Below are 25,654 nucleotides of genomic sequence, written 5' to 3'. Positions count from 1 at the left end.
GGTCAGGCGATGAGATTCGGGGAGCCGGTCAGGTGCGCCAGCGTCCGTAGGATCGAGTACGGCACCACCGCGCTGGTACGCGGATTGTCCGCGCTCGGCAGATTCTCGATCTTGATCGAGTACCTGCCGATCGGCCCCGATGCCTCTATCTCGTGACAGGTCAGCTCGGCGTCCGGATCGGCGTACAACTCGACCGATACCGTCTCCCAATCGCTCACCGCGAAACTCACCGCGGCGGCGACATTGAGCGATTTCGGGAACAGCCGCGCCGCTTCGGCCGAGCTGCCCGCGAAGACGCGCAGCCGCGTCGCGGTGGTACTGATCCGGTGCTGCTGCGCCGCGTCCATCCACGGTTGCACCAGCGACCCCGGCGATTTCGTCGACCGGACGAGCACGCGGTCGAACGGCGCCGCGTCGCGTGCGGCCGCGAGCAGGTCGAGACCACCGACCGCACCGTGTGTACACACGACCCGCCCCGGTCCACTACCCGCGATCCGCTGCGCGAACGCCGGATCCGACAGCGCCCCGACCGACGACACCAGAAGGTCGCACCCGGCGTCGACCACTTGCCGGCCGACCTCCCAGACCGCCTCCTGCGAGGCGCATTCGACCACCACATCCGCGATCTCGAGCGCGTCCGCGAGCGAGAGCGCGGGCGCGGGGAGATGCTCGACCGGGGACCGATTGACGATCCCGACGAGCTCGGCGCCGGGCACATCGCCGCGGACGAGCCGATCGGCCACGACCGCGCCGATACTCCCGTAACCGAGCACGCACACCCGCGCCGGTTCCCGGCCTCCGCGCACCACGGCGGCCGGGCGCGTGCTGTGGTACTCCGAAATCATGGTGCCCCCTGGAAAAGAGTTACCCGCGGTCGGCAGAGACCGCAGCACAGGCGGAGATATCGCCTCATCGCACCCCCATGAAAACGGTTACCTGCGGTCGGCGGAGGCCGTAGCGCAGGCGGAGGTATCGCCTCATCGCGCCCCCTCCGCCCCGCGCGCGGCAATCGCCTCGTAGACCCGTTGCGGTGACAGGGGGAGTTCGGTGAGCTGTACGCCCACCGCGTCGGCGACGGCCTGGGCGATGGCACTGGCGACAGGTAGCATCCCGCCCTCCCCCATACCTTTGCTGCCGAACGGTCCCGCACCGTGGCCCTGCTCCTGCGTGATGGAGACGAACCGCTCGGGGATGTCCTCGGCGAGCGGCACCCGGTAGAGCAGCGCCTCGGCGTTGAGGAGTTCACCGTCCGGGTCGTACCGGAGTTCTTCGAACAACGCCTGTCCCAGTCCGAATACCGCGGCCCCTTCGTCCTGACCGCGGCACGCGATCTTGTTGATCACTTTGCCTGCGTCACCGCTGACCGCCAGTTGCAGCACGGTGATCCGGCCCGTCTCGGGGTCGACCTCCACTTCGGCGGCCGCCCAGCCGATCTCCCAGAACACACACGGGGCCTCGAGCGGCGCACGGTGATCATTACGCGCCTTGTAGAAACCGTCGGCGGAGAACTCGAATCCGGTGTTCCCGAAGACGTCCATGATCATCGGGAACAGGTCGTGCACGGTCCCGTCGGGAGTGCGCACCTGCCAGTCCACGAGATCGAGTCCGGCGGGATCGACGGCGAGTTGCGTACCGGCCCAGTCGAGTACCTCATCCCGGAGCTTCTCGGCGGCCGTCCGCACCGCCTGACCCATCACCGCGACTCCAGAGGACGCATTGGTCCCCTGATCGAACGGAGTGTTGTCGGTGTCGATACGCGCGTAGGCCACCCGCGCGGGATCGCAGCGCAGCACCTCGGCGACCAGTTGCGCCATCGCGGAGTGCCCACCCTGCCCCATCTCGGTGAGCGCGCAGTTGAGCAGGACGTCACCCCGCGTGGTGACCTTCACCCTGGCCATCGCCGGTTTGTTGATACCGCCGCCGTCCTTGACGCCGACCGACACGCCCATCCCCCGGTTCCCGGTGCGGGCGCGCTCGTGGTAACCGATCGCGCCGGCCACCAGCCGCATCCCCGCCGCCAGGTCGGAGTCGATCCCGGACTCCCCCGGCACGAACTCCTCACCGAGCGCCTTGAGATTGCGCACCCGCAGTTCGTACGGATCCAGTCCGAGGCGATCCGCGATCAGATCCACCTGGCGCTCACTGGCCCATGTCGCCTGGGTGCCACCGAACCCGCGGTAGGCCCCGGCCGGCACGGTGTTGGTGGTGACGACCTTGCACACCGAATCGATGTACTGCCAGCGGTATGCACCGGGCATCCGGTAGCCGGCCTTCTCCGCGACGGCCGGACTGTGCTCGGCATAGGCGCCGCCGTTGAGCAGCACCGTCGACTGCCGTGCGACGAAGGTCCCGTCGGCTCGGACACCCGATTTCACGTTGAGCGTCGCCGCGTGCTGCGAGACCGTCAGGAACACCTCCTCGGTGGTCATACCGAACCGGACCGGCCGCCCGCCGCTGAGCTGGGAGAGCCGGATCGCGATCGGGTCGGCCTTGGGCCCGTTCTTCGCGCCGAAACCGCCACCGATCAACGGGACGTGGACGCGGATCCGGTTCTCCGGCAGCCCGAACACGCGCGCCAGTTCCTTGCGCAGGTTGAACGGCGCCTGCGTCGAGGTCCACACCTCGATCTCGTCGGCGCTCGCCTCGGCGACGGTCACGAACGGTTCGAGATGCATATGGTTCATCCGCGAGAACTCGAAGGTGTCCTCGAAAATGTGGTCACACGTGTCCCACACGTCGGGCGAGCCGGTGCGGTACCGGAACTCGTAGCTCACGTTCGGTTCGCTGCGCAGCGACGCCGACGCGCCCCGGCCGTACTTCGGGATCACCCCGAACGGCTCGTCCGGATGGATGACCGGCGCCGATTCCGCGAGCGCCGCGGCGACGGTGAACACCGCCGGCAGCACCTCGTACTCGACCCGGATCAGGTCCAGCGCCGCGAGCGCGGTGCGCTCGTCGACGGCGGCGACCGCGGCCACCACGTCACCGACGTATCGGACGACACCGGTCGCGACCACCGGCTGGTCCTTGACCATGGTCCCGTAGCACTGCAAACCGTCGATCTCGTCCTGGGTCACGATCGCGGTGACACCCGGCAGCGCCCGTGCGGCCGCGGTGTCGATGGAGACGATGCGGGCGTGCGCGTGCGGACTGCGCAGCACCTTCGCGTGCAGCATGCCCGGGCGCACGATATCGGCCCCGTACACGGCCCGTCCGGTCACCTTCGCCGTCGCGTCCGCCCGCGGGCCGTCCCGGCCGACCACTCGGTGTTCCGGGGGCGCGGTCGGCAACTTCCGGATCCGGTACCCGCCGAGGCTTTTCCCCGCGTCGACCAGATGGGTGCGCGCCTCGACCACCGGACCGGGGACCGCGGACCGACCCGATACCGCCGTCATTCGCAATCCCCGTCCTGCGCGGCCGTCAGTTCCGCCGCGCGTTCGACGGATTCCATGATCATTTCGTAGCCGGTGCAGCGACAGGTGTTCGAACTGATCCATTCGCGGATGGTGCCGCGGTCCGGCGTGGGCTCCCGGCGCAGCAGACCGGTCGTCAGCATCAGCATCCCGGAGGTGCAGAAACCACACTGGTAACCGCCGCATTCCGCGAACGCCCGCTGCTGCGGCGAGAGGGTTCCGTCCGCGGCCGCCAGTCCCTCGACGGTCTCGACGGTGGCGCCGTCGACCGCGAACGCGAATGTCGAGCAGGAGGCGACCGGAACATCGTCGACGAGTACCGTGCAGGCTCCGCAGACACCGCGCTCACACGAACGCCGCACGCCCCGGCAGCCGAAGTCGTCGCGCAACACATCGAGCAGGACCGCGCTGGAATCGATTCTGCAGTTCTGTTTCTCGCCGTTCAGGCTGAAATCTATCGAGGTGTCGAGCGCGCTCGGCGGAACGTCCGCGCCGGCCGGTCTCGTCTCGGCATCGGAATCACACATGCGATTGGTCCTCACGCTGGGGAGTGGCAGTGGCTGCCTCGCGGAGCAGCCTGCGGGTCAGCACGGCGACGAGGTGCCTGCGGTACTCGGCGGACCCGGTGTAATCGCCGATATCGTCCGGGAGTTGCGCGGCGAGGGCCGCGGCGGTCGGCATCGCGTCGATACCGGCCGCCGACGTGGCCTCGGTGTCGACACGCAGCGAGATACCGCGGCGGTACTCCGACCCCGCGGTGGCGTGGACGGCCAGGGTGGCGTCGGCACCCCGCCGGATCGCGAGCGCGACCGTCGTGGTGGGGCGCATCGAACGCTCGTACCCGAACCACACCAGATCCGCGGTGGCCACCTCGATACCGGCGAGCAGCGCGGTGGTGTCGTCGGTCCACAGTTCGCCGGGGGCGAGAGTGCGGCCGTCCGACATCGGCAACCGGGCGTCGAGGGCACCCAGCAGCAACGGCATCTCGTAGCGATGGCGCCGGGCCATCAGATTCCCGCCGACCGTGCCGGTGTACCGGATCCGGACGGTGGCGATCCGCGACCAGGCCGTCGCCAGTCCGGGGATCGCCGCGATCACAATCGCACTGGTCGCGCCCTCGTGATGGGTGACCATCGACCCCAGGTGCAGGACACCGTCGTGGTGCGTAATCGTCTTCAGGCCGGTCACTTTCCGCAGTGATACCAGCGCCGCGGGCGTGCAGCCCTCCCGGATCCTGGCGACGAGATCGCTGCATCCGGCGGCGAGCACGGCCTCCGGGTCGGCGGCGAGCACCGCCTTCACCTCGGCGACCGATTCCGGGCGGTACAACCGGAACGGCGCGAGAGCCGATTGACTCTGTGCGATGATTCCGGATCCGTCGACCGTGGCCCGCATCAGTGCGCCTTGCTCACAACCGAATCGCGCGGGCCGTCGGCTGCCACGCCCTCACCGCGCAGCAGCCTTGTCACGTGCGAACGGATCTCGACGAATCGTGGATCCGTTTTGGTGGTGATGTGATCGCGCGGCCGCGGCAGATCGACCTCGATCGTCTCGGCCACGACGCTCGGCGGTTTCGACAGCACGATGATGTGATCGGCGAGGTACACGCTCTCGTCGATATCGTGGGTGACCACCAGGACGGTAATGCCGAGCCTGGCCTGGATCGTCAGGAGCAGATCCTCGAGTTCGGCGCGGGTCTGCGCGTCGACCGAGGCATACGGCTCGTCCATGAGCAGCAGCTTGGGATGGCTGGCCAGCGCCCGGGCGATGGCGACGCGCTGCTGCATACCGCCCGACATCTGCCACGGGTAGAGCTTCTCCTTGCCCGACAGGCCGACCGCGTCGATGGCTTCCTGGACCCGGACGGCCCGCGCCGGCCGCGACAGATGATCGAGGGGGAAGGCGATGTTCTTGTCCACCCGCATCCACGGGAACAGCGAGCGCGCGTAGTCCTGGAACACCATGGCCAGGCCGTCGGGGACCCCGGACACCGCCCGCCCGTCGAAGGTGACCGCACCGGTCGTCGGTACATCGAGTCCGCTGATGATCCGCAGCAGGGTCGACTTGCCGCAGCCGGAGGGCCCGACGATCACGCTGACCTTTCCGGCCGGGGCGTCGGCGGTGATATCGCGGACCGCGAGGTTGGTTCCGTAGGACTTCGAAATGCCGGTGAGGACCAGCTCGGCGGACGTGGTCGTCACATCTGTACTAGTCATTTTGCTGAGTCACTCCTCGGTGCCAGGCCAACGCCCGCCGTTCGGCGAACACGAAGATGAAGTTGAGTGCGACGCCCAGGGCGGCCAGCACGATCAGGACCGACCAGAATCCGGTGTAGTCGAAGTCGCGCTGTGACCGGATCAGGAGATATCCGAGACCGTTCTCGGCCTTCTGCAGTTCGGAGATGATCATGATGATGAGCGACAGCGACATCGCGGTCCGCATACCGGCGAATATCTTGGGCCCCGCGCCGGGCAGGATGATCTGCGTCAGCACATTCCAGCGCGAGATCTTGAACACCGCGGCCGCCTGCATCCGGCCGGTTCCCACGCTCTGCACACCGTCGATCGTGTTGAACAGGATGGGCCAGACCACGGAGAACGCGATGAGGAAGACCTTCGGACTGTCCCCCGTTCCGAACAGGAAGAAGAACACCCCCAGCAGGGCCGGGCTGGGCAGCGACCGCCCGAGATGGATGAGCGGCTGGAACAGGGCCGTGAGCACGGGAACGATACCCAGCGCGACCCCGAGCGCCACCCCGATCACGACGGCCAGCAGTAGTCCCGCCATCGCACGGTAGACGCTGGGGAAGAAATGGTCGAAGGTCGCGTCGCCGAGGAAGAGCCGGCCGGCGTCGGCGCTGAAGAAGTCGGTGAAGACCCGCTCGAAAGCCTCGAACGGCGGCGCCACGATCAGTGAGCCGACCTCCGACTGCGACAGGCCCCACCACGCGGCGAGAATCAGTACCGGAACCAGCAACCGGATGCCCGTGTTGCCCAGCAGCTCCGGCAGGAAGCCGCGTGTGCGCGGGGCCGAGGCGAGCGCGGCAGACGTCGGACCCGGCCGCACGGCCGGCGCGGCGAGTCCCGTGTCGTCGGTCGATGCGACCATCACTGGGCCAGCCCCTTCTTCCATGCGAACACCTTGTTGTCGAGGGCGGTGAAGACGGTGCTCACCGCCAGGCCGAGGACCCCGGCCACCAGCGTCGCGGCGTATACGGTGTCGAGGTTGGTGGCGTTGGCGCTGTTGAGCAGGATGTAACCGCCGATCCCCTGCCCATTGCCGATCAGCAGTTCCGCGCTGACGGCGACGATGAGCCCGATCGACGCGGCGATCCGGATCCCGGTGAACGCGAAGGGAAGCGCGCTGGGGATCTTGATCCGGCGCAGGATCGCGATCCCCGAGAGGCCGAAGGTCCGGGCCGTCTGCACAGCGGTGGCGTCGGTGGCGCGAACGCCGTACAGGGTGTTCAGCAGGATCGGCCACATACAGGCGAGCGCCACCGTGATCGAGAGCGGCAACATCCCCGAACCCAGCAGCAACACCAGCACCGGACCCAACGCGACCGACGGCAGAACCCGGAAAACCTCGACCGGGAGTTCGAAGGCGAGGAACACCTTCGCGAAGGCGCCCATCAGGCCGCCGAGCACCATCCCGGCCACGGTCGCGATCAGCAGGCCGAGCATCCATTCGCGGAGGGTGAAACCGACCTCCTGCCAAAAGATCTGATCTCCGAACAGTGCACCGGTCTCCGCCAGCACCCGGCTCGGAACGGGCAGCCCGGGTGTGGAGATCACTCCGGTCCGGATGACCACTTCGGTCAGCGCGGCCGTCCCGAGCACGCCCACGATTCCATAGACGACCTGCTGCTTCCGGCCGAGCGGCTCACTGAGGAGATTCATCTCAGTCCTCGAGCGTGATGAGGTGCGGGGTGACGTCGAAGCCCTCGGGGATCCGCCCCTGGGCGGCGAGCATCTCGGCGACGGACTGCATCTTCGCCGGATCCATACTCGACGCGAAGATCGGTAGCGACATCGACTGGGCCACCTCCGCGGGGACCTTCGCGACACCGGGTAGCCAGCTGCGGAAATCGGCCTCATGAGCGGATATATCGGCGCCGGCGGCGTAGATCGCGCGAGCGAACGCCGCGGTGGTGTCCGGGTTCGCGTCCACGAAATCGTCACCCGCGACGAAGATCGACGCCGGCAGCGCGTTGTTGGTGTCCGTCGTGAGGTCCGCGATCTCTCGCATCCCGGCGCCGCGCGCGGCCGAGGAGAACGGCTCGGGGGCGTACCCGACGTCGATCGAGCCGGCCTGCACCCCGGGCAGCATCTCGGGGAACGGCACCTCGACGTATCGCGGTTCGATATCGACGCTCTGGTCGGCCGCGAGGTTGCCGATGGTGACGTCGCCGATGTTGTTGGTGGTGTTCACGCCGACGGTCTTACCGTTGATATCGGCCAGCGATCGGATCGGCGACTCCGGCTTCACATACAGGATTCCGCTGCCGTCACCGAGGGAGGCCGTATGCGCGACGGTGGTGATCGGCGTCTTGCGGGACTGCGCGATCGCCGCGGAGATCGAGTTGGCGATGCTGAAGTCGAGTTCCCCCGAGGCGACCTTCTGGATACCGATGGGCCCACCCTGGATCGGCTCGAGCGTTACCGTGAGCCCCGCCTTCTCGAAGTAACCCTTCTCGTCCGCCCAGTACACCGCCGCATAGTCGGCCAGCGGCAGCACACCCACCGAGACCTCGGTCTGCTCGAGAGTGCCGTCGGTGGCCGCGGCGGTGTGCTCGCCCGAACCGCTGCACGAGCTCAGAACCAAGGCCGAGCCGGCCAGCAGGGCCGCGGCCGCGAGGCGGATTGTCGTCATGAACGTCTCCTGTCGGGACGATGGTGGCGACCGGGCTGATTTCACCGCGGTTGCCGAACATCTTGGCTGCAAGAGATTTGTACTTCCTTACCGCTAAGAGGTCAACGCCGGAGGGGCGGGAATTCGATGATTAACAGGCGGTTAACCCCATCGGAATCTGCCGTCCCGAACGGAGAGATGCAGGTCACACCGCGAATTCGGATGTGACGGCCCCCACAGAAAATGCCGGAAAGGTTTCGCGACGACGACCCCGAAAACGACGAACGCTCCCAGATCGTGAGATCCGGGAGCGTGCCGAGCGGACGCTCAGGCAGTGCGATCGACCGCGGCACCCTCCCCCGCCGGCAGCGCGGACATCCGCAGCGACCCCTCCAGCACCGTGAGCAACCCCGCCAGCCGAGCCTTCTGGTCGGAGTCCAGGCCCACCAGCATGTGCGCGAGTTCGGCGAAGTGCGCATCGGCGACCCGGTCCACGAGATCGCGCCCCGCGTCGGACAGGGTCACATAGACCACCCGGGCATCCTCGGGGTCGCGCTCCCGCAGCACCAGCCCGGCCTCCTCCAGCCGGTTGACCCGCAGAGTCAGACCGCCCGTCGTGACCAGCGTCTGCTTCGCCAGCTCACCCGCCGTACGCCGGAACTCCGGCTCCGCGCGCCGCAGGCACGCGAGGACATCGAACCCCGCCTCATTGGTGCCGAACTGCTCGAACACACCGTTGATCCGAGACCGATAGAGCAGGAAGCTCCGATGCATGCGCCCGAAGATCTCCAGCGCGGAGACATCGAGTTCGGGCCGCGACTGGGCCCATTGCCGGATGATCTCGCCGACACCGTCCGAGTCTTTCGTCACTGCCTCTGCCACAACCCATCCCTCGTCGCCCGACCGGCTTACCTTTGCGCAAAGGTACTGTACGATCTTTTCTATCATCCCACCAGCGCGGAACCCCGGCGATCGTCTCGCCGGGACAGCTCGATCACCGAGTCGACGCGAACGCCGACAGCGACCACCGGCCGCGAACCGCGTATCGGCCGACGGTACGCGGACCGGCACGACAAGGCAGAGGGTAGCCCGGATGCACGAGGTGCTGAACACAGTGACCCGATGGCACGCAGCCGGAATCGACTGCGCCCTGGTCACAATCGTCCGATCGGCGGGCTCGATTCCGCGGCCCGTCGGCACCGTCATGGCCGTCGCCCGAGACGGGACCGTCGTCGGCAGCATTTCGGGCGGCTGCATCGAGAGCGATGTCTTCCATCTCGCCACCGACGTGATGACCACCGGGAAGGCGACCGTCCGCCGGTACGCGGTCGACGATACCGGCGCCGGATCCGTCGCGATGATGTGTGGCGGCTCGATGGATGTCCTGGTCCAACGCGCGGGGCCGACGGATATCCCCGGCCTCGCACTGGTCGTGGACAGCGTCGCGGCGGGCCGGCCGGTCGCGACGGCGACCGTCGTCTCCGAGGGCGCCCACCTGGGCAGGTCGATTGTCACGACCGGCACCGCATGGGCGGGCACCTGCGGCGATCCGCTCCTGGATGCGGCAGTCGCCGCCCGGGCCGCCCGGCACCTCGAGGCCGGCACGGTGACGACCGTACAGCTGGGCGAGACCGGAGACTGCGCCGGAACGGCAGTGTCGGTATTGATCTCGTCCATCGCCCGGCCGCCGAGCATGCTGGTGTTCGGCGCGGTCGACTTCGCCCACGCGCTCGTCCGGGCGGCGAAACTCCTGGGATACTCGGTGACACTGTGCGACGCCCGGCCGGTTTTCGCGACTCCCGAACGCTTCCCGGAAGCCGACGAGGTCGTCGTGATGTGGCCCCAGGACTACTTGAAGCAGGCGGCGATCACGCCGTCCACCGCCATCTGCGTTCTCACCCACGATCCGCGCTTCGATGTTCCGGCCCTCGAGATCGCCCTGCGGTCCGACGCGGGCTACGTGGGCGCCATGGGCAGCAGGCGGACACACACCGACCGAATGGAACGTCTCCGCGCCGCCGGGGTGACCGACGCCGAGCTGCGTCGGCTGTCCTCGCCGATCGGTCTCGATCTGGGCGCCGCGACACCGGAGGAGACCGCCGTCTCCATCCTCGCCGAGGTCATCGCCCTGCGCCGCGGCGGCAGCGGCCGGCGGCTCGGACGCAGCGCCGGACCGATCCACCCACCGGAGCCCGCCGAGACGAACCATCGAGATCTCCTCGACACAGCGTAGGAGCCGCGGCCTGACCGCCTCGGCCGACCGGCCGAGTCACGCGGCCGATCACTCCGGGCGTATGCGGCGCCGGCGAGCGCCGTGAACGGCTCTCGCCGCGGCGCTGCGGGTGATGACGCGGGAGGGATCGGCGCGGCGACCACGCGTGCCCGCTGCGACCTCGATGCCGCCCGGCCCGAAGTCTCCCCCAGGCATGACACCGGTGGACAACATCCACACACTGCTGATCGGTGTAGATCAGAAGTACTCGGCGGCGACTCGATACAGTGCCGGGTGGGCGGTGGCGATCGTTCTCGCTTCGTCGACCGAAGCGACGACCGTGGGATGCAGACCGGCGGCCTCACACGCTTCGGCGCTGTCCCAATGCGCGATGTTGACGAGTTGGAACCGCGCGTCCGGAAGTATCGCCCGGTGCAGGCGGACATCGCGGAATCCGGGCGCTGTGCGCATGAGCGCGGCACGGGCACGCCACTGTTGGACGAATTCGTCGATTCGCTCCGCGGGGAGTTCGATGGCATTGACGAATGTGACGCCCTCGGTCGTGGAAGGTTCGTCTCCGTCATGGACAGGCGGAACCTCTGCGACCGGGTCGTACCGGGTCGTTCGTCCTCGATCACCGTCACGGTTCACCTCCCAGACATCGCTGCGGCGTTCGTGCTCGAGAACCTCCTCGGCGAACGCGGCGGTCTCGGGGCCGAAGAGCCGCTCGACAAGCCACAGTCCGAGGTCGATACCGGAGGTGACCCCGGCCGAGGTGACCAGGTCGCCGTCGTCGACGACGCGCGCGCCGACCACGATCGCCCCTTGCTCCCGGAGATCGTTCTCGGCGATGTGATGTGTTGTGCACGGTCGCCCGGTGGTGATCCCGGCCGCCGCCAGCAGCAGCGTTCCGGTGCAGGTGGCCGCGAGGATCAGTCCCGGACGCCGGGCCGCGGTCAACGCGCGGGGCACCGTGCCACGGCGGATCTGCTCTTGGACGGGAGACCCTTCACCGTAACCACCGCCGGGCACCACGATCAGGTCGGCGCGGTCCGGGGACCACGGGGTGCGGACGGTGATCTCGAGACCCGCCGTGGTGGTGACAGTGCCGGGACCGTCGACGGTGACGAAGCTGTGCTGTACATCGTCGACGACGCCCAGCGCAGTGATCGGGCCGATGAAATCCTGATCTTCCACCCCGTCGTAGAGCACTGTGTGTACACGATAAGTCATCGAATCCTCCGGTGGGAGTTGCGTTTACACCCTCAGTATCTCGGTGATCGGACCGGGCGAACAGTGGCTTGATCGCCACAGTTGCGTAAGATCTGGCCATGCATTCTGTCGCCGTCCTGGCTGTCGACGGAGTCGTGGGTTTCGAACTGGCCATTCCGTGCCAGGTCTTCTCCCTCGCCCCCGGCTACCGCGTCCGGGTGTGTGCCCAACGGAAGAAGAACATGATCGCGACGGCCGCCGGGGAGGAAGTGTTCGCCTTCTCCTCGCGCTACGGCCTCGACGATGCGCTCGACGCCCAGACGGTGATCGTCCCGGGCGCCGACCCCGACGCGGTTCCCGATCCGCGCGTCCTGCGGACGGTGCGGGCGGCGGCAGACCGGGGCGCCCGAGTGGCCTCGATCTGCACCGGAGCCTTCGTACTTGCGGCCGCGGGACTACTGGACGGCCGGAAGGCGACAACGCACTGGCTGCTCGCCGACCACCTCGCGGACCGGTACCCGTCCGTGACGGTGGACCCGTCGGTCCTGTTCATCGACGACGAAATGATCCTGACCTCCGCGGGCGTCGCGGCGGGCCTGGATCTGTGCCTGCATCTGGTGCGCCGCGACCGGGGCGCGGCGGTGGCGGCCGACACGGCACGGCAGATCGTGATGCCACCCCAGCGGTCAGGCGGGCAAGCGCAATTCATCGAGCGGCCGGCGCCCGCCGCGCCATCCGATGACCTCGGCCCGACATTGCAGTGGATACAGGACAACCTCGCCACATCGATGTCCCTGGCCGATATCGCCACCAAGGCCTCGATGAGCACCCGTAGCCTGTCACGGCGATTCCGCGCCCATACCGGTACGACGCCTGCGCAATGGCTGCTCGACCGCCGTCTCCACCGGGCACGGGAACTACTCGAGACGACCACCCTCCCCATCGAGAGCATCGCCAGAACGGCAGGATTCGGCTCGATCGAGACCTTCCGATACCACTTCGTCCGGCACGTCGGCACCACTCCCGCGGCATACCGGTCGACATTCCGGACGAATCCGCCCGCATAGCCGATGACCTCGGCACTCGATGCTTCCCATCGAGGTGATGCCGGCAGGTGCTCGGGATCTACACAGACCTTCGGTGACGGCCTTTCTCGGGGGATCGCCCACGATGTCCGGCTACTCGGCGCCGCGACTGGTGAAGTCGAAGGATCCACCGTCGATGCCCCAGGAGATGACCCGTTCGGGGTGAATTCGGATGACCGCACGTTCCTGGGTTGGGAACGGTGGCTCTTCGTCATCGAGCGCTTCGGCCGTGCCGCGCACCTCGATGCCGCGAATCACATACGGCTCCAGAGAAACTTGTTGGTCGATGACGAACGACACCCGGCTACCCGCCTCGATATTGCGGAACTTTCGACTGGCCCGCATCCGCATGCCCCCGATGTCGATCGTGCCGTCGGCGTTCACCCGATAGCCGGTCGGGTTGTTCTGCACAACGCCGTCGGGCGATACCGTGGCCAGGCGTCCGATCCCGGCCTCCGCGAGGAACTGCTGTTCATTGCTGGTGAAGGACATGTCGATTACTCCTCGGTCCGATCTCGAATTACTAGCATCGCTAGAAATCGGAGCAAAGATACCATTCCATCGCTGTCCTGTCTAGCAGCGCTAGTTTCCAGTTGCTCCCGCGAGACCCTTCGCATCAGCAGGCTGCGCATGCCCGTCCGGCCGAGCGGACGCCGACACCTGGCAAGCCGGTCACCGGGCACCGGACACGCAGTGCGGACGCCGGCGGATCAGCGAGATAAAGGTGGTACCCGCCTCGATCCGCAAGGATCGACCCCTGAAGGCCGGTAAGCCCGTGCTCGCGCTCAGGCAATCGACGACCTGCGCAAACGTCCACCGGCATCTGGCAACGGCAGCCGCAGTCCTTGTTGTCGTAGCGTGGGTCGGTCGTCGCTGTCACACGGCCCTGCGCCTCGACGACAACGATGCCGTCCTCGGCCACGAGCCGGCTTGCGGTGCCCGGTGTATGCGTCGGCGAACTGTGCGCCCAGCGGACCGAGCAGGTCGCGGCGAACGGCGTCCTTGCCGGTGAAGCTGCCCGACCAGGCGCCTGCGGGCTGTGCCGGACCGCCCACTCTGTTCCGCTTCCTGGACCGGAAACAGGTGAGGTCCCCGGCGAATGCTCGCCGAGCGAAAGGCGACTGAAAAGCACTATGTTGAGCGAAGGCCGAATGGTCGGATAGTGCTGGACAAGGGAACGAAATGAGAGCCGTCGTCTACCACCGCTACGGCGGGCCTGAAGCGCTGTCGGCAGAGGAGACCGCGATACCGGACCCCGGGGACGATCAAGTGCTCGTCCGGGTCCATGCCGTATCGATCAATCTGTCCGACTGGGAGTGCTTACAGGGCACACCGTTGTACGCAAGAATCGGCGGGCTGCGCAGGCCCGCACGACGAGTGCTCGGGTCCGATATCGCGGGAGTCGTCGAGGCCGTCGGCGCCGGCGTGACCCGGTTCCGGCCCGGCGATGCGGTGTACGGCGACAATCTCGGCCGCAAAGGCGGTTTCGCGGAGTACGCCGTGGCACCGGAGTCGGCCTTGGCCCACAAGCCCGACTCGCTGACCTTCGCCCAAGCCTCGACACTGCCGCAGGCGGGAGCAATCGCGCTGCAGGGCATCGCCGGTACCGGTTCCGGAGATTCGGTGCTGATCAACGGTGCGGGTGGAGGTTCGGGGTCTTTCGCGATCCAACTCGCCAAACGGCTCGGCGCGCACGTGACCGGGGTCGACAACGGCGAGAAGCTCGACTTCATGCGGTCTGTCGGTGCCGACGAGGTGATCGACTACCGCGAACAGGATTTCACCCGAGCCGGCACCTACGATCTGGTGCTCGACCTCGTCGCGCAGCGCTCTGTGTTCGCGTACCACCGGGCGCTCGCCCGGGGCGGCCGGTACCGCTGCGTCGGCGGATCCACAAGGACTCTCCTGAGGCTGGTGACTGCCGGAACCGTCGTGGGCGGGCTGACGGGTCGGCGCATGGGGGTCCTGGCGGTGAAATCGGGGCCGGCGCATTTCACCCCACTCGCCGACCTGTGTGCGGCCGGGGAAACCCGGATTCATATCGACCGCCGTTTCGCGCTCGACGAGGTCCCCGAAGCGCTCGCATACGTCGGAGCCGGACATGCGCTCGGCAAAGTCGTGATCGAAGTCATGTGAGTGGTTGTGGCACTGACCCCGGTGCTGGCGGAACGAACCGGCCTCCCGGGCGAAGTGGTATGCCGCCGGCGGCCGTTCGATCACGATCGCGCAGCACATCGGCGCGGACGGCCACACCCTGACGCTGACACCGGCCACGACAGCAGAAAACAGTGCGCAAGCGAAGGACCTCAGCTCCTACAGCCGACTCGCGGAGCAGGTCGACAAGAACCGGCCCGGCGTCGTCGGCGGTCCCATCGTGGGCGGCCTCCTCGGGGCATGTCTGTTCCTGATCTGGGGGATCAGCATTCCCGTGGGTGTGCTGATCGGTGGAACAGTCGGCGGATACGTCACGGGCGGCCCGGAGTTCCTCGACGCCGTACAGGCGTTCGCCACCGGCCGTCCGTGATCACGGGCAGGCGAAACAACGGCCGCCGGCCCCGCACCCGACCTCGAACAAGTGCTGCCGCATCGTCACGGATTCGAAAACGGCCGGTGCTCTGACGCACACCATCGACTACATGAGCCGACGACACCACACGCATGCACCGGCTCGGCATACGCGCCCTGCTGCAGACCGGAGCGTGCACGCGGCCGCGAGTCCCGACACGTGGGAAGCACCCGGCTACTCATGCGAGTGCAGCCGTGGAGCAGTGAGCGACACGGTGACGTGCTTCGATTCGGCGGCGGCTGTCCCGGGTACCGCGGACACGGAACCGGAGCCGACAGCCGAGCGCCCGGAACAGTGCATCGGGCTCGTCGGGCTAAATTGTGAGCGGCGCGGATTCGGGAAACTTCACCGGCAGTGCGGTCAGCGCACGTTGGAAAGGCCCGGGGCGCCAGGAAAGCTCATCGGCCGGTACGGCGAGACGCAGTTCGGGCAGTGCGTCGAGCAGCTGGTCGATCGCCTCCTGCGCCACCAGGTAGGCCACCTCTTTCGCCGGGCACATATGCGCGCCGATGCTCCATGCGAGGTGGGCGCGGTTGTCGGTGTACACCCCGGTATCGATGGCAGGGTCGTTGTTGCACGCGGCGAGGCTGATCATCACCGGCTGATGGGCGGGTAGCCAGACACCGTCGATCAGCACCGGCTGGCGGGGAAAGGAGATCGCGTAGTTCGCCACCGGCGGGTCGGTGAACAGCACCTCGTCCACGGCATCTCGGGTCGACAGGCTCCCGCCGAGGATGCCGCCCGCGAAACGCTCGTCGGTGAGTATCAGCCGGAGCGAATTGACGATCAGGTTCTGCAGCGGTTCGATCCCTGCTCCGAAGAAGCTGTACACGTTGTGCAGCATCTCCTCGTCGTCGAGGTTCGCCGGGTCGTGCACCATCCGGGTAACGATGTCCTGACCGGGTTCGGTCTTTTTCAGGCTGACCAGATCGGCCATGGCCTGTTCCAGCATGGCGTTGCCTTCGGCGGCGGCCGCTGTCGATCCTTCGATCATTGTGGCCATTCCTGCCGCCGCGCGTCGACTGATCTCGGCCGGACAGCCCAGGATGTCGTTGAGGAGGGCGAAGGTCAGCGGGAACGCGTACTGCTCGATGAGTTCCGCCGAACCGGTGGTGCAGAACGCGTTGATGAGCGGCACGGCGATCCGTTCCACTCGGCTGTGCAGCGAGTACAGATCGACCCCGTTCACCCCGGCGACGGTTGCCTGCCGGTAACGGGCGTGCACGGGGCCCGAGTTCCGGACAGCCGACGGACGCCACTCCAGTAGGGGGAGGACGGGGCAGTCGCGCGGGATATCTTTCTGCCATATCCGGGAATCCGCCGGGAAGTGCTCGGGATCGTTGAGGATGCGCACCGCGGTGTGATAGCCGACGACGAGTGTCGCCGGGACGCCGGGAGCCAACTCGACCGGCACCAACGCGCCGTATCGGCGGCGCATTTCGCGATAGGCGCGGTGCGGTGCCTGGGCGATTTCATCGGCGTAGAACGGAACCCGTGGCCCGTCGGTGCTCTGTGGTGATCCGTGGATGAGCGGAAGTACGGTCGACTGAGCGTCGGGCGGCTGCGGAAACAACTATGTCACTCCATATGTACAGGCGGATGGGGCGTCCGGAAGCACTTCTGCCGACGCCACCGGAACACCCGAGGCGAGACTACTCGAGAAAGAGGCCTGATCAATACCGACCGCCCGGCATCGACCACTTCGTATCCGATCTGCAATGCGCGGTTTGGTTCTCGTCCGCGGGTATTTCCGCAGCGCAGCGGCTCCCGGCTGCCCAACCCCCAGCAACTGGTCCCGAACTCGACGAGATCGGCGCGGCGCTGTTGAAGGCCGCCGGCAATGGGGCGATCCCCTGGACCAAATCGGCCTGGTCCAGCTACGCGCCGGCCAGATCGTCGGCAGACCGGGGCGGTGGCGCCGCCTCTGGTGTCACCGCCACCTATGTCGAAGCCGATCTCACCGAGTCGCCTGCGCGCGGCCCGGATGCCATCAGGGTACGGCGGCAACGGGGCGTAGGCAGCTGTCCGGGGGGTCGATGAGAAAGCAGGGTGCCACACCCCGGGTGGGTCGATAGTCGCCGGGCACGCCACCTTCCGCGATGGTCCGGGTGTACGTGCCGACAGCGTCGGTCGGCCGGCGAGTGAGGCTCGGGTCGGTGGTGGCGTCGACGGTGTAGAGGCCGAACCGGGGACGGAAGCTCCCCCATTCGTAATTGTCGGTGAGACTCCAGTAGTTGTAGCCCATCACGTTGATACCGTCGGCCTCGGCGCGCTGAATCCAGTAGACGGTGTCCTGCAGATGGGCACTGCGAGTGAAGCCGTCGGCGCGTGGATGTCCGTTGTCGGTGGCCATACCGTTTTCGACGATGTAGAGAGGTTTACCCGGGAAGCGGTCGGCATAGTGCCGGAGGGCGAAGTAGATCCCTTCCGGACGGATCGGAAGCTCCCAGATCGACGGTCCGGGCGGGACCGCGGATCCGACGGCACCGCCCAGGTACTCGATGATCGTCCGCGCCGCGTCGTAGCCCCAGTAGTAGTCGATTCCGACGTAGTCGAGGCGGGCGGCGATACGGTCGACGAGGGCGCCGTTGATCCGGTCCTCCGCGCCGGCGACGTAACCGACATTGCTGGTCACCTGAGCATTCGGCCGGACGTGATGGATATGGTCGTAGATACTGTTGTGCGCCTGCGCGATCCGATCCAGCATCTGCGGGGCGTCGGCGTTGCCGCGACCGGTCTCGTGGGCGATATAGGCGACGGGTTCGTTCACGGTGACCCACAGCGGGTCCTGGGCGGCGTAACGGTCCACAACGGCACGCATATTCGCCAGCCAGTCCTCGACGATGGTCGGGCTGCGCCAGCCGCCCCGATCGGCGATCCAACCCGGATACACCCAGTGGTCGAGGGTGATCATGGGTCGCATACCGGCCCGGGCAATGCTCGCGATCACCGAGTCGTAGAAGCGGAAAGCCTGCTCGTCCCAGACCCCCGGTGCCGGCTGCAGGCGTGCCCATTCGACCCCGATCCGGAACACCCGGACGCCCAGGTCCGCGGCGAGGCGGATATCGGATTCGAAGCGGTCGTAGAAATCCACCGAGTTCCCGAGGCGGTCATAGGTGGGGTTCGCCGCGATATACCGAGTCCAGTTGCTGTCGGGCGCACGACCTTCCGCCTGGAACCCTGAGGATGCCACACCCCACAGGAACCCGCCGTCCAATCGTGGTAGCCCGGCCGCGGGTTGCGGCGCCGCGGCGGCGTGCGCACAGAACAAGACGGTCGAGACGAGAACCGTGAGCGAAGCTACCCAGTACCGACGGAGCCGTGGACGCATCGCCTCAGGGTAATGCCGGCGAGCACCGGCTCGGCATAGAAACGCCGATTCCGCGGACGACGTCGGCCCTCCGCGGGACCTCCCCACGTCGTCGCAGTCGTTGCAGCTCCCGAGGATCACGACACGAGTAGGTGGACATTCGTGCACATTCCGGAAGCACGGCTCGGGCAACGGTTCGCCGATGCTGCGAGAGGCCGTCACGTATCGACTGCAACGCGACAGCCGGAGCGTCCACCCGAGGACGCGTACCGCTGTTCGAGCCCGGCTCGGCCGCCGGCGAATGATTGCAACTCTCTTCGGTGTATAGGGTTTCCCCTACTTGCCCGCATCCTGCGCTGTCGGCTTGAATATCGGCAAGGGAGTCACTACTTCGGGAGTTGCGTTGAGTGCGGTCGGGACAGAAAAGTCTTCCAGGTTCCATGGGAGCGCCGGTAGATGTTCTCGACACGGGTCACTGATATCTGGGTGAAGAAAAATCCTGGAATGGTACCTACTGCTCCGATCGGCGTCGGGAGTTCTGTCTCGGCGAATTCTCGGACCGGTGAGAATATGCAGAGTTGATTTTGCTCGTAGAATACCGAATTCACCGATCGAGGAGTCGTGATGACTGCTGCCATTGTGCCCGGAAAATCGCCGCGACGAGCGTGGCCACTCATAGGTCACGGTCTGCAGCTGCAGCGACGGCCGTTGGAATTCCTGGCCGAGTTGCACGCGCTGCCCGAACCGATTGTTCGCATCCGGCTGGGTCGCGACGAGGCCTATGTGGTGACAGCCCCTGAGTTGCTCGATTCATTACTGCGCGGCAAGATCTCACAGTGTGTGGAGAAGGGCGCGTTCTTCGATGCCATGCGAGTGGTGCTCGGTGACGGAATCGTCATCTCGGCCGAACCGAAACATATGCGTCATCGCCGGTTGATGGCACCGGGTTTCCATCGCGAGCGAGTCGCCGGATACGTCGACATCATGGCCGACAGTACTTCGAGCATGGTCGATGCCTGGCACGCCGGGCAACGAATCGAACTGGACCGAGAACTGGGCGGGCTGGCCATGCGGATCGTGGCGCGGGCCCTGTTCTCCAGTGATATCGCCGAAGACCTGGTGAGCGAGTCACTGCGGGCATTCCCGGTCATCGTCGCCGAACTGCCGAAACGGACGATGATGCCCTGGCTGGCCCGGCTGCCGCTGCGTAACCGCGCTTTCGACGCCGCGGTGCGGCGACTGCTCACCGTCGTCGATCGCATCATCGCGGAGTACCGGGCCCGCCAGGAGGATCACCACGATCTCGTCTCGATGCTCCTCGCGGCCCGTTTCGACGACGGCACCGGGCTCAGCGACCAGGAGATCCGGGACGAAGTCATGACGATGTTCGCGGCAGGTTACGAAACCGTGTCGAACACTTTGGCTTTCGCGTTTTACGAGCTCGGGCGACGTCGGGACATCCTCGACCGGCTGGAACGTGAAGTGACAGAGGTCCTCGGTGCCGGACCGGTGCGCGCGGACAATGTCCGCGATCTCGTCTTCACCGAGAAGGTCGTCACCGAAACGCTGCGCCGCTACTGTCCGCCCTGGCTCGGCATGCGGGAGACAACGGCGGAAATCGAACTCGGCGGCGTTACCATCCCCGAGGGCGCCACGATCATCTACTCCAACTACGCGCTGCACAACGACCCGAACCATTTCGCGGACCCGGCGACCTTCGACCCGGATCGGTGGACCCCGGAATACCGCAAGAAGGTGACCCGCAGCGGGGCGTTCCAGCCTTTCGGCATCGGCAATCGCAATTGCATCGGCGAGCCTTTCGCCTGGCTGGAGGCGACGGCAATTCTGGCGACAGTGGTCGCACGAGTCCGGCTGGAGCCGGTGCCCGGAGTGGCAGTGCGCGAGATCGCGGCGGCCACTGTACAGCTCGATCGATTGCCGATGATCGCGCACCCGCACGTGCCCGCTGGACGGCCCCTTTCGATCGTCCCCTGAGGCCTTCTACAGGGACTTGCGTACCGCTCCCGATACGACAGTGATCGATATCGGCCGCGCGCCCCACGCACTGCACCACGCTGTCCGTGCGGCGCGCGACACCTTTCCGGCCACCCCATCGCTGTGGGCCACTCACCTCCACACCGGAGCGTGAACCGTCCCGGCGACAGCGGCCGCATCGTGTTCATCACCGCCGAGGCGACGATCAGACCGGAAGCCCCGGGCGCGCCTATCGCCACGGGCCGGTGAACTGCCCGAGTCGTCAGCCCAGCCGGGCCGCGAGCCCGTCGAGGAGAACGCCGAGCTGCCGTTCGAACCTCCGGTCGCCGTCGTCGCGGAGATGTCCGGCGGCTTTGACGAGTTCGGCGCCCTCGCCGAGCCACGCGTCGCGTCCGGCGCGCGAGTATCGCGCGGGGTCGCTGCCGGTCGACCGGCTGCGCTCCTGCTCCTCGATGACGAAGCCGACTACGAAGGCGGTGACCAGATCGAGGGTGTCGTCTGCTTCGGCCAGTGAGAACCCGGTCGCGGTCAAGCGCTCGAGCCAGGGTTCTTTCGCTTTCACGACCGCGGGGTCGGCGATACGCGTGCCGCTGAAGATGCGCGCTCCGTCCCGGTGCAGTAGATACTCCGACCGCAGGACGCGAGCGTAGGCGGCTACGGCGTCACGCCAGTCGCCGCCGCGCGGGATCGCCGCGAGGGCGTCGGTGACGCGGCGCATGACGAAGGTGGCCATTTCGTCGAGCAGTTCCTGTTTGTTGCGGACGTGCCAGTACAGGGCGGGGGCCTTCACGTCGAGCCGGGATGCGAGCGCACGGACGGTGAGGGCGTCCATGCCGTGCTCGTTGAGCAGTTCGAGTGCTGCCGCCACGATCTGCTCCCGGGTGATTCCCTTGGCCACGGTTGACACCCTAACAAAGTTCAGGGACAGTGGTCGGCATCAGAGATTAACTTAGTTAAGTAGTACGCAATGCGTGCTGCAGTCGTCAAAACCCTTGACACAACCCCCGTCTGCGCGGACTTCCCGGATCCCGAACAGCGGCCCGGCCGGGCGCCCCGACGCACCCGACGCCTGGGCGGCCGCCCTCGCCGCGGCCGTCGCCGAGACACAGCCCACCCTCGTCCTCGACTACGTGTGGGGCCCGTCGCCGAGGCCGCTTTCGCGGCATTGGGAAGGTCCGGCCCTGCCGACGACAGCGTAGCGGTCGACTACGTGCAGATCGGCTCGCTCGCCGGAGCCGAGGCGGTGCTGCCCGCGGCACTACTGCGCAGCCGACGGATCCGGGTCAGCGGTAGTGGCAAGGGCTCGGTCTCGAAGGAGCAGATGATCACCGAGCTCCCCGGCATCCTCGCCCGGTTCGCCGACGGCACCTTCGACGCGCCGTACACCGTGTACCCGCTCGGCCGCGTCGGCGAAGCCTGGGCGCATCAGGGGCGAACCCGGGCCGTCGTCGTCCCGGACCGACCGGGATCGACTCGAGCAGAGAGGAAGTCGACAACTTAGGCAAACGCGCACTGGTCGTCGGGCTCGGGAATCACCGGCACGGCCGCGGCCATCGGGCTGCGGCAAGCCGGCCTGCGGCCGGTGATCGTCGAACGGGCCCGGGACCGCCGAAAGGCGGCTATCCGGTGAACCGCCGGGCAAGCGCCACCTGCTCGCGTTTGTGCTGTCCGGCAAAGGGAGCGCTGTGCGGAAACATCAAGGCGCGCAACCGAGTCCCGCTGATCTGTCACCTGTTCCGGTCTGTAAAACTGAAGCGCGGCCAGTCTTGTCCGCGCACCGATCAGCTCGTGACATCAACCGGGCTGCAGCGACACGAGGGAGGAGCAAGAACTTCTGCGGCGCCATCGTCTCCACCGTCCGACCACCCCATCACGCCAGTTCTTTCCTCGACCAGGTAACTGCCGGCTCGCCACGTAGTTGAACCGAACAGCTGTGTCCCCCACGGCGACTCATCGAAAGGCAGGTCCCACGATGACAACGACCTCCGAGCATTCCGTATTCTCGACCGGGCAAAGGGCTCGCGAGATCGACGCAGTCGTCGTCGGAGCCGGATTCGCCGGCCTCCACATGCTGTACAAGTTGCGCGAACTCGGCCTTTCGGTGCAGGTGTACGAAGCGGGCGGCGGACTCGGCGGCACGTGGTACTGGAACCGTTATCCGGGCGCACGCGTCGATGTGAAAAGCGTGTACTACAACTACTCCTTCGACCCGGAGCTCGAGCAGGAGTGGGAGTGGACGGAGAAACTGCCGCCGCAGCCGGAGTTGCTTCGCTACATAAACCACGTCGCGGATCGTTTCGATCTGCGTAAGGACGTGCAGTTGCGGACCCGGGTCACCGCCGCGGTCTACGACGAGGCCGCCGCGCGGTGGCGGATCACGACCGATCAGGGCGAGGTCGTCTCGGCGCGGTTCGCGATCATGGCGACAGGCTGTCTGTCGGCGCCGAAGATGGTGGAGGTTGCGGGCATCGAGACGTTCCGGGGCCGCAGCTTCCACACCGGCAATTGGCCCGAGCAGGAGGTGGACTTCACCGGCAGACGGGTCGCGGTGATCGGTACCGGTTCCTCCGGGGTGCAGGTCATTCCACTCATCGCCCGAGCGGCCGAGCAGCTCACCGTGTTCCAGCGGACCGCGAACTATGTTCTTCCCGCCGGCAATCACGCGCTCGATCCCGCATTCCAGCACGGAATCAAGTCTCGCTACCGCGAGGTGCGCAAGGCCAACCGGGAATCGTCGTTCGGCATCGCGCAACCCGAAGCCACCAAGGGGGCACTCGAGGTGAGCGAAGACGAGCGAAATGCCTTCTACCGCAGGGTGTGGTCGGACAAGAACAGCGAACTGGTCAGCATGCTCGTCGGATTTACGGACCTACTCGCCGACGAAGCCGCCAACGAGACCGCCGCCCAATTCATCCGCGACCGGATCGGCGAGATCGTGACGGATCCGGCTGTCGCCCGGCTTCTTCAGCCCGCCGGGCTCTTCGGCGTCAAACGCCCGGTCCTGGGGACGGACTACTACGAGACCTTCAATCGTCCCGATGTCCGGCTCGTAGACGTTCGCGCGACCCCGCTGACCGAGGTCACCGCGTCCGGACTCGAGACGACGCGGGAGAGTTTCGAGTTCGATGACATCATCTATGCCACCGGGTACGACGCGATGACCGGTGCACTGGACGCGATCGACATTCGCGGCCGGGGTGGTGCGTCGCTGCGGGCGAAGTGGACCGACGGGCCCGTCACCTACCTCGGTCTCACCGTGGCGGGCTTTCCGAACCTCTTCACAATCACTGGCCCGGGCAGCCCGTCGGTCCTGTCGAACATGATGGTGTCCATCGAGCAGCACGTCGACTGGGTGGCGGACGCGATCGAAGCGATGCGGTCCAGGGGCGTTACGACCATGGAGGCCCAGACCGAAGCGGAGCAGGAATGGACGCGGCACGTCGGCGAAGTCGGCGATATGACGCTCTATCCGAAGGTGGACTCCTGGTACGTGGGATCGAATGTGCCCGGCAAGCCGAGGGTGATGTACGCATATATCGGCGGCGTCGGAGCATATCGCGAGAAGTGCGACCAGGTCGCTGCCGACGACTACGACGGTTTCATCCTGACGCAGTGACCGAGGCACTACCCGTGGCGGGCGCCGAGCGGCGCCCGCCACCCCGGGGGACCAATGGCGTGGTGTCGGTCGACGTGACCTCTACCAGGCGAGACGCATCGGCGGGCACGCCGGGAACTCGACCGGTAGTGCTGCCAAGGCGCGGTGGAACTGCCCCTGCCGCCAAGGTAGTTGCTGCGCAGGTACTTCAGGCCGGATATCCGGCAGGGCGTCGAGCAGCAGGTCGATGCCCTGCGAGGCGATGGTCTGGGCGAGGCTCTGGGCCGGGCAGCCGTGCGGGCCACCTCCCCATGCGAGGTGCGACCGGTTGCCCCTGCGGTCACCACCCCCGACGCTGGGATCGTTGTTGCACGCGGCCAAGCTGATGACCACCGGCTGATCGGCCGGCAGCCACACATCGCCGACGAGTTGCGGCTGCCTGGGGTAGCTCACGCTCCAATTCGCCAGCGGTGGATCCTCGAACAGCACCGCATCGATAGCGTCCCGGGTGTCCATGGCACCGCTGAGGACCTCGCCCCCGTATTGCTCGTCGGTCATCAACAGCAGCAACGCATTGAGAATGAGATTGCAGGTCGGCTCCGTACCCATCGAGAACAGGAGCGCGGCTTGATTCACCATCTCCATGGCATCGAGCCCGTCCGGGTGCTGCAACAGCTCCGAGGTCAGATCGTCGCCCGGCTCGGCCCGCTTCTGCTCGACAACCCCGATCAGGGCCTCGACGAAACGCTGCTGCCCTTCTGCGGCGCCCACGCCCTCCAGCATCGCGGCCATCCCGTGGTAAGCCGCGGCCGCGGCGTCTTCGGGAAAGCCCATCAGTTCGCTCAGGACCCGGAAGGTCAGCGGATACGCGTAGTCCGTTCGCAGGTCGGCGGTACCGCGCTCGCAGAAGTCGTTGATCAGCACCTCGGCGGCCCGAGCAACCGCGCCGTGCACCTTGTGCATGTCGACGGTGTCCAACGCCGCGATGATGGTGCGCCGGTAGCGCTCGTGTTCCAGACCCGCGGTCCGCAGCGCATTCTGGCGATAGCCCAACATCGGCAGCATCGGGGAATCGGCGGGGGCGTGCTTCTCCCATCGGCGTGGGTCCGCGGGGAAATGGGCCTCGTCGTTCAGGATCTGCATGGCCACCTGGTAACCGATCACGAGCGTCGCCGGCACACCCGGAGAAAGCTCGATCGGCACCAACGGGCCGTGACGTCGCATGTCTGCGTAGGCGCGGTGCGGATCGGCCGCGAACGAGGGGGTGTCCAGCCGAACAGGTGAGCCGGCGGTTACCGGGGACCCGTGCGTGATCAAGAATTCCCTGTGCGAACCCGGATCTGCATTGCTCAACGCGTGACTCCCCCGCGCGATGCCGCGTTGTGCCCCGGTAGGCCTGTTGCGGAACGGCCTGG

Annotated in this window: 22 protein-coding genes; 7 read left to right on the top strand and 15 right to left on the bottom strand. The window is 66.9% G+C overall.

Annotated features, from left to right (window positions below):
* Positions 1–2 precede the first annotated feature (2 nt).
* From AB0H42_RS00170 to AB0H42_RS00130, 9 genes are all read right to left on the bottom strand, one after another.
* A complete protein-coding gene (locus tag AB0H42_RS00170; protein WP_357047400.1) occupies positions 3–845 on the bottom strand; it encodes an aspartate dehydrogenase domain-containing protein in 843 nt (280 codons plus the stop codon).
* Between the two features lie 132 nt (positions 846–977).
* Positions 978–3,395: a molybdopterin cofactor-binding domain-containing protein gene (locus AB0H42_RS00165; protein WP_357047397.1), complete on the bottom strand. Its 2,418-nt coding sequence runs from the start codon at positions 3,393–3,395 to the stop codon at positions 978–980.
* Positions 3,392–3,940, bottom strand: a complete 549-nt coding sequence (locus AB0H42_RS00160; protein WP_357047394.1) for a (2Fe-2S)-binding protein — start codon at positions 3,938–3,940, stop codon at positions 3,392–3,394. The genes AB0H42_RS00165 and AB0H42_RS00160 overlap by 4 nt, the downstream gene beginning before the upstream one ends.
* Positions 3,933–4,808 (bottom strand): FAD binding domain-containing protein, encoded by an 876-nt coding sequence (locus tag AB0H42_RS00155; protein ID WP_357047391.1) that lies wholly within the window; start codon positions 4,806–4,808, stop codon positions 3,933–3,935. Before AB0H42_RS00155 ends, AB0H42_RS00160 begins: the two co-directional genes overlap by 8 nt.
* On the bottom strand, positions 4,808–5,629 hold the full coding sequence (locus AB0H42_RS00150) for an ABC transporter ATP-binding protein (protein ID WP_357047388.1): 822 nt from the start codon (positions 5,627–5,629) through the stop codon (positions 4,808–4,810). The genes AB0H42_RS00155 and AB0H42_RS00150 overlap by 1 nt, the downstream gene beginning before the upstream one ends.
* On the bottom strand, positions 5,622–6,521 hold the full coding sequence (locus tag AB0H42_RS00145; protein ID WP_357047385.1) for an ABC transporter permease: 900 nt from the start codon (positions 6,519–6,521) through the stop codon (positions 5,622–5,624). The genes AB0H42_RS00150 and AB0H42_RS00145 overlap by 8 nt, the downstream gene beginning before the upstream one ends.
* Positions 6,521–7,312: an ABC transporter permease subunit gene (locus tag AB0H42_RS00140; RefSeq protein WP_357047382.1), complete on the bottom strand. Its 792-nt coding sequence runs from the start codon at positions 7,310–7,312 to the stop codon at positions 6,521–6,523. Before AB0H42_RS00140 ends, AB0H42_RS00145 begins: the two co-directional genes overlap by 1 nt.
* A gap of 1 nt (position 7,313) precedes the next feature.
* On the bottom strand, positions 7,314–8,285 hold the full coding sequence (locus tag AB0H42_RS00135) for an ABC transporter substrate-binding protein (protein WP_357047379.1): 972 nt from the start codon (positions 8,283–8,285) through the stop codon (positions 7,314–7,316).
* A gap of 306 nt (positions 8,286–8,591) precedes the next feature.
* Positions 8,592–9,146: a MarR family transcriptional regulator gene (locus tag AB0H42_RS00130; RefSeq protein ID WP_357047376.1), complete on the bottom strand. Its 555-nt coding sequence runs from the start codon at positions 9,144–9,146 to the stop codon at positions 8,592–8,594.
* A 211-nt stretch (positions 9,147–9,357) separates the two neighbouring features.
* Between AB0H42_RS00130 and AB0H42_RS00125 the strand changes: the two genes are divergently transcribed.
* Positions 9,358–10,497 carry an XdhC/CoxI family protein gene (locus tag AB0H42_RS00125; RefSeq protein ID WP_357047373.1) on the top strand — a complete coding sequence of 380 codons (1,140 nt, stop codon included), beginning with the start codon at positions 9,358–9,360 and terminating at the stop codon, positions 10,495–10,497.
* Between the two features lie 237 nt (positions 10,498–10,734).
* Here AB0H42_RS00125 and AB0H42_RS00120 read toward each other — a convergent pair whose 3' ends face one another.
* The gene (locus AB0H42_RS00120) at positions 10,735–11,709 is read right to left on the bottom strand and encodes a DJ-1/PfpI family protein (protein ID WP_357047370.1); all 975 of its coding nucleotides are present in this window, start codon (positions 11,707–11,709) and stop codon (positions 10,735–10,737) included.
* Between the two features lie 98 nt (positions 11,710–11,807).
* Between AB0H42_RS00120 and AB0H42_RS00115 the strand changes: the two genes are divergently transcribed.
* The gene (locus tag AB0H42_RS00115) at positions 11,808–12,755 is read left to right on the top strand and encodes a helix-turn-helix domain-containing protein (protein ID WP_357047367.1); all 948 of its coding nucleotides are present in this window, start codon (positions 11,808–11,810) and stop codon (positions 12,753–12,755) included.
* Positions 12,756–12,866: 111 nt separating this feature from the next.
* On the opposite strand, the gene AB0H42_RS00110 is transcribed toward AB0H42_RS00115, so the two are convergent.
* Positions 12,867–13,265, bottom strand: coding sequence for a PPOX class F420-dependent oxidoreductase (locus AB0H42_RS00110; protein WP_357047364.1), 399 nt, complete (start codon positions 13,263–13,265; stop codon positions 12,867–12,869).
* 690 nt (positions 13,266–13,955) lie between these two features.
* Between AB0H42_RS00110 and AB0H42_RS00105 the strand changes: the two genes are divergently transcribed.
* A complete protein-coding gene (locus tag AB0H42_RS00105; RefSeq protein ID WP_357047361.1) occupies positions 13,956–14,909 on the top strand; it encodes an NAD(P)-dependent alcohol dehydrogenase in 954 nt (317 codons plus the stop codon).
* A gap of 238 nt (positions 14,910–15,147) precedes the next feature.
* Positions 15,148–15,297, top strand: a complete 150-nt coding sequence (locus AB0H42_RS00100) for a hypothetical protein (RefSeq protein ID WP_357047358.1) — start codon at positions 15,148–15,150, stop codon at positions 15,295–15,297.
* 355 nt (positions 15,298–15,652) lie between these two features.
* Here AB0H42_RS00100 and AB0H42_RS00095 read toward each other — a convergent pair whose 3' ends face one another.
* Positions 15,653–16,912, bottom strand: coding sequence for a cytochrome P450 (locus AB0H42_RS00095; protein ID WP_357047355.1), 1,260 nt, complete (start codon positions 16,910–16,912; stop codon positions 15,653–15,655).
* A gap of 417 nt (positions 16,913–17,329) precedes the next feature.
* Positions 17,330–18,670 (bottom strand): family 1 glycosylhydrolase, encoded by a 1,341-nt coding sequence (locus tag AB0H42_RS00090; protein WP_357047353.1) that lies wholly within the window; start codon positions 18,668–18,670, stop codon positions 17,330–17,332.
* 603 nt (positions 18,671–19,273) lie between these two features.
* On the opposite strand from AB0H42_RS00090, the gene AB0H42_RS00085 reads away from it, so the two are divergent.
* Positions 19,274–20,644 carry a cytochrome P450 gene (locus tag AB0H42_RS00085; protein WP_357047350.1) on the top strand — a complete coding sequence of 457 codons (1,371 nt, stop codon included), beginning with the start codon at positions 19,274–19,276 and terminating at the stop codon, positions 20,642–20,644.
* Positions 20,645–20,906: 262 nt separating this feature from the next.
* Here AB0H42_RS00085 and AB0H42_RS00080 read toward each other — a convergent pair whose 3' ends face one another.
* Positions 20,907–21,542: a TetR/AcrR family transcriptional regulator C-terminal domain-containing protein gene (locus tag AB0H42_RS00080; protein ID WP_357047347.1), complete on the bottom strand. Its 636-nt coding sequence runs from the start codon at positions 21,540–21,542 to the stop codon at positions 20,907–20,909.
* 234 nt (positions 21,543–21,776) lie between these two features.
* Between AB0H42_RS00080 and AB0H42_RS00075 the strand changes: the two genes are divergently transcribed.
* A complete protein-coding gene (locus tag AB0H42_RS00075; RefSeq protein ID WP_357047345.1) occupies positions 21,777–22,145 on the top strand; it encodes a hypothetical protein in 369 nt (122 codons plus the stop codon).
* Between the two features lie 471 nt (positions 22,146–22,616).
* On the top strand, positions 22,617–24,260 hold the full coding sequence (locus AB0H42_RS00070; protein WP_357047342.1) for an NAD(P)/FAD-dependent oxidoreductase: 1,644 nt from the start codon (positions 22,617–22,619) through the stop codon (positions 24,258–24,260).
* A gap of 81 nt (positions 24,261–24,341) precedes the next feature.
* Here AB0H42_RS00070 and AB0H42_RS00065 read toward each other — a convergent pair whose 3' ends face one another.
* Positions 24,342–25,442 (bottom strand): cytochrome P450, encoded by a 1,101-nt coding sequence (locus AB0H42_RS00065; protein WP_357048602.1) that lies wholly within the window; start codon positions 25,440–25,442, stop codon positions 24,342–24,344.
* Positions 25,443–25,654: the final 212 nt, after the last annotated feature.

This window comes from Nocardia sp. NPDC050799, assembly GCF_040654015.1.
Lineage (GTDB): Bacteria > Actinomycetota > Actinomycetes > Mycobacteriales > Mycobacteriaceae > Nocardia.
Note: the sequence above shows the minus strand (reverse complement) of the source record. Positions and strands in the feature narration are given on the sequence as shown.

What these genes read in the sequence shown, in the direction of transcription:
- AB0H42_RS00110 (WP_357047364.1), bottom strand. Translation starts at nt 13,265, where the DNA reads ATGTCCTTCACCAGCAATGAACAGCAGTTCCTCGCGGAGGCCGGGATC.
- AB0H42_RS00135 (WP_357047379.1), bottom strand. Translation starts at nt 8,285, where the DNA reads ATGACGACAATCCGCCTCGCGGCCGCGGCCCTGCTGGCCGGCTCGGCC.
- AB0H42_RS00150 (WP_357047388.1), bottom strand. Translation starts at nt 5,629, where the DNA reads ATGACTAGTACAGATGTGACGACCACGTCCGCCGAGCTGGTCCTCACC.
- AB0H42_RS00120 (WP_357047370.1), bottom strand. Translation starts at nt 11,709, where the DNA reads ATGACTTATCGTGTACACACAGTGCTCTACGACGGGGTGGAAGATCAG.
- AB0H42_RS00145 (WP_357047385.1), bottom strand. Translation starts at nt 6,521, where the DNA reads ATGGTCGCATCGACCGACGACACGGGACTCGCCGCGCCGGCCGTGCGG.
- AB0H42_RS00160 (WP_357047394.1), bottom strand. Translation starts at nt 3,940, where the DNA reads ATGTGTGATTCCGATGCCGAGACGAGACCGGCCGGCGCGGACGTTCCG.
- AB0H42_RS00105 (WP_357047361.1), top strand. Translation starts at nt 13,956, where the DNA reads ATGAGAGCCGTCGTCTACCACCGCTACGGCGGGCCTGAAGCGCTGTCG.
- AB0H42_RS00115 (WP_357047367.1), top strand. Translation starts at nt 11,808, where the DNA reads ATGCATTCTGTCGCCGTCCTGGCTGTCGACGGAGTCGTGGGTTTCGAA.
- AB0H42_RS00070 (WP_357047342.1), top strand. Translation starts at nt 22,617, where the DNA reads ATGACAACGACCTCCGAGCATTCCGTATTCTCGACCGGGCAAAGGGCT.
- AB0H42_RS00090 (WP_357047353.1), bottom strand. Translation starts at nt 18,670, where the DNA reads ATGCGTCCACGGCTCCGTCGGTACTGGGTAGCTTCGCTCACGGTTCTC.
- AB0H42_RS00170 (WP_357047400.1), bottom strand. Translation starts at nt 845, where the DNA reads ATGATTTCGGAGTACCACAGCACGCGCCCGGCCGCCGTGGTGCGCGGA.
- AB0H42_RS00165 (WP_357047397.1), bottom strand. Translation starts at nt 3,395, where the DNA reads ATGACGGCGGTATCGGGTCGGTCCGCGGTCCCCGGTCCGGTGGTCGAG.
- AB0H42_RS00125 (WP_357047373.1), top strand. Translation starts at nt 9,358, where the DNA reads ATGCACGAGGTGCTGAACACAGTGACCCGATGGCACGCAGCCGGAATC.
- AB0H42_RS00140 (WP_357047382.1), bottom strand. Translation starts at nt 7,312, where the DNA reads ATGAATCTCCTCAGTGAGCCGCTCGGCCGGAAGCAGCAGGTCGTCTAT.
- AB0H42_RS00085 (WP_357047350.1), top strand. Translation starts at nt 19,274, where the DNA reads ATGACTGCTGCCATTGTGCCCGGAAAATCGCCGCGACGAGCGTGGCCA.
- AB0H42_RS00155 (WP_357047391.1), bottom strand. Translation starts at nt 4,808, where the DNA reads ATGCGGGCCACGGTCGACGGATCCGGAATCATCGCACAGAGTCAATCG.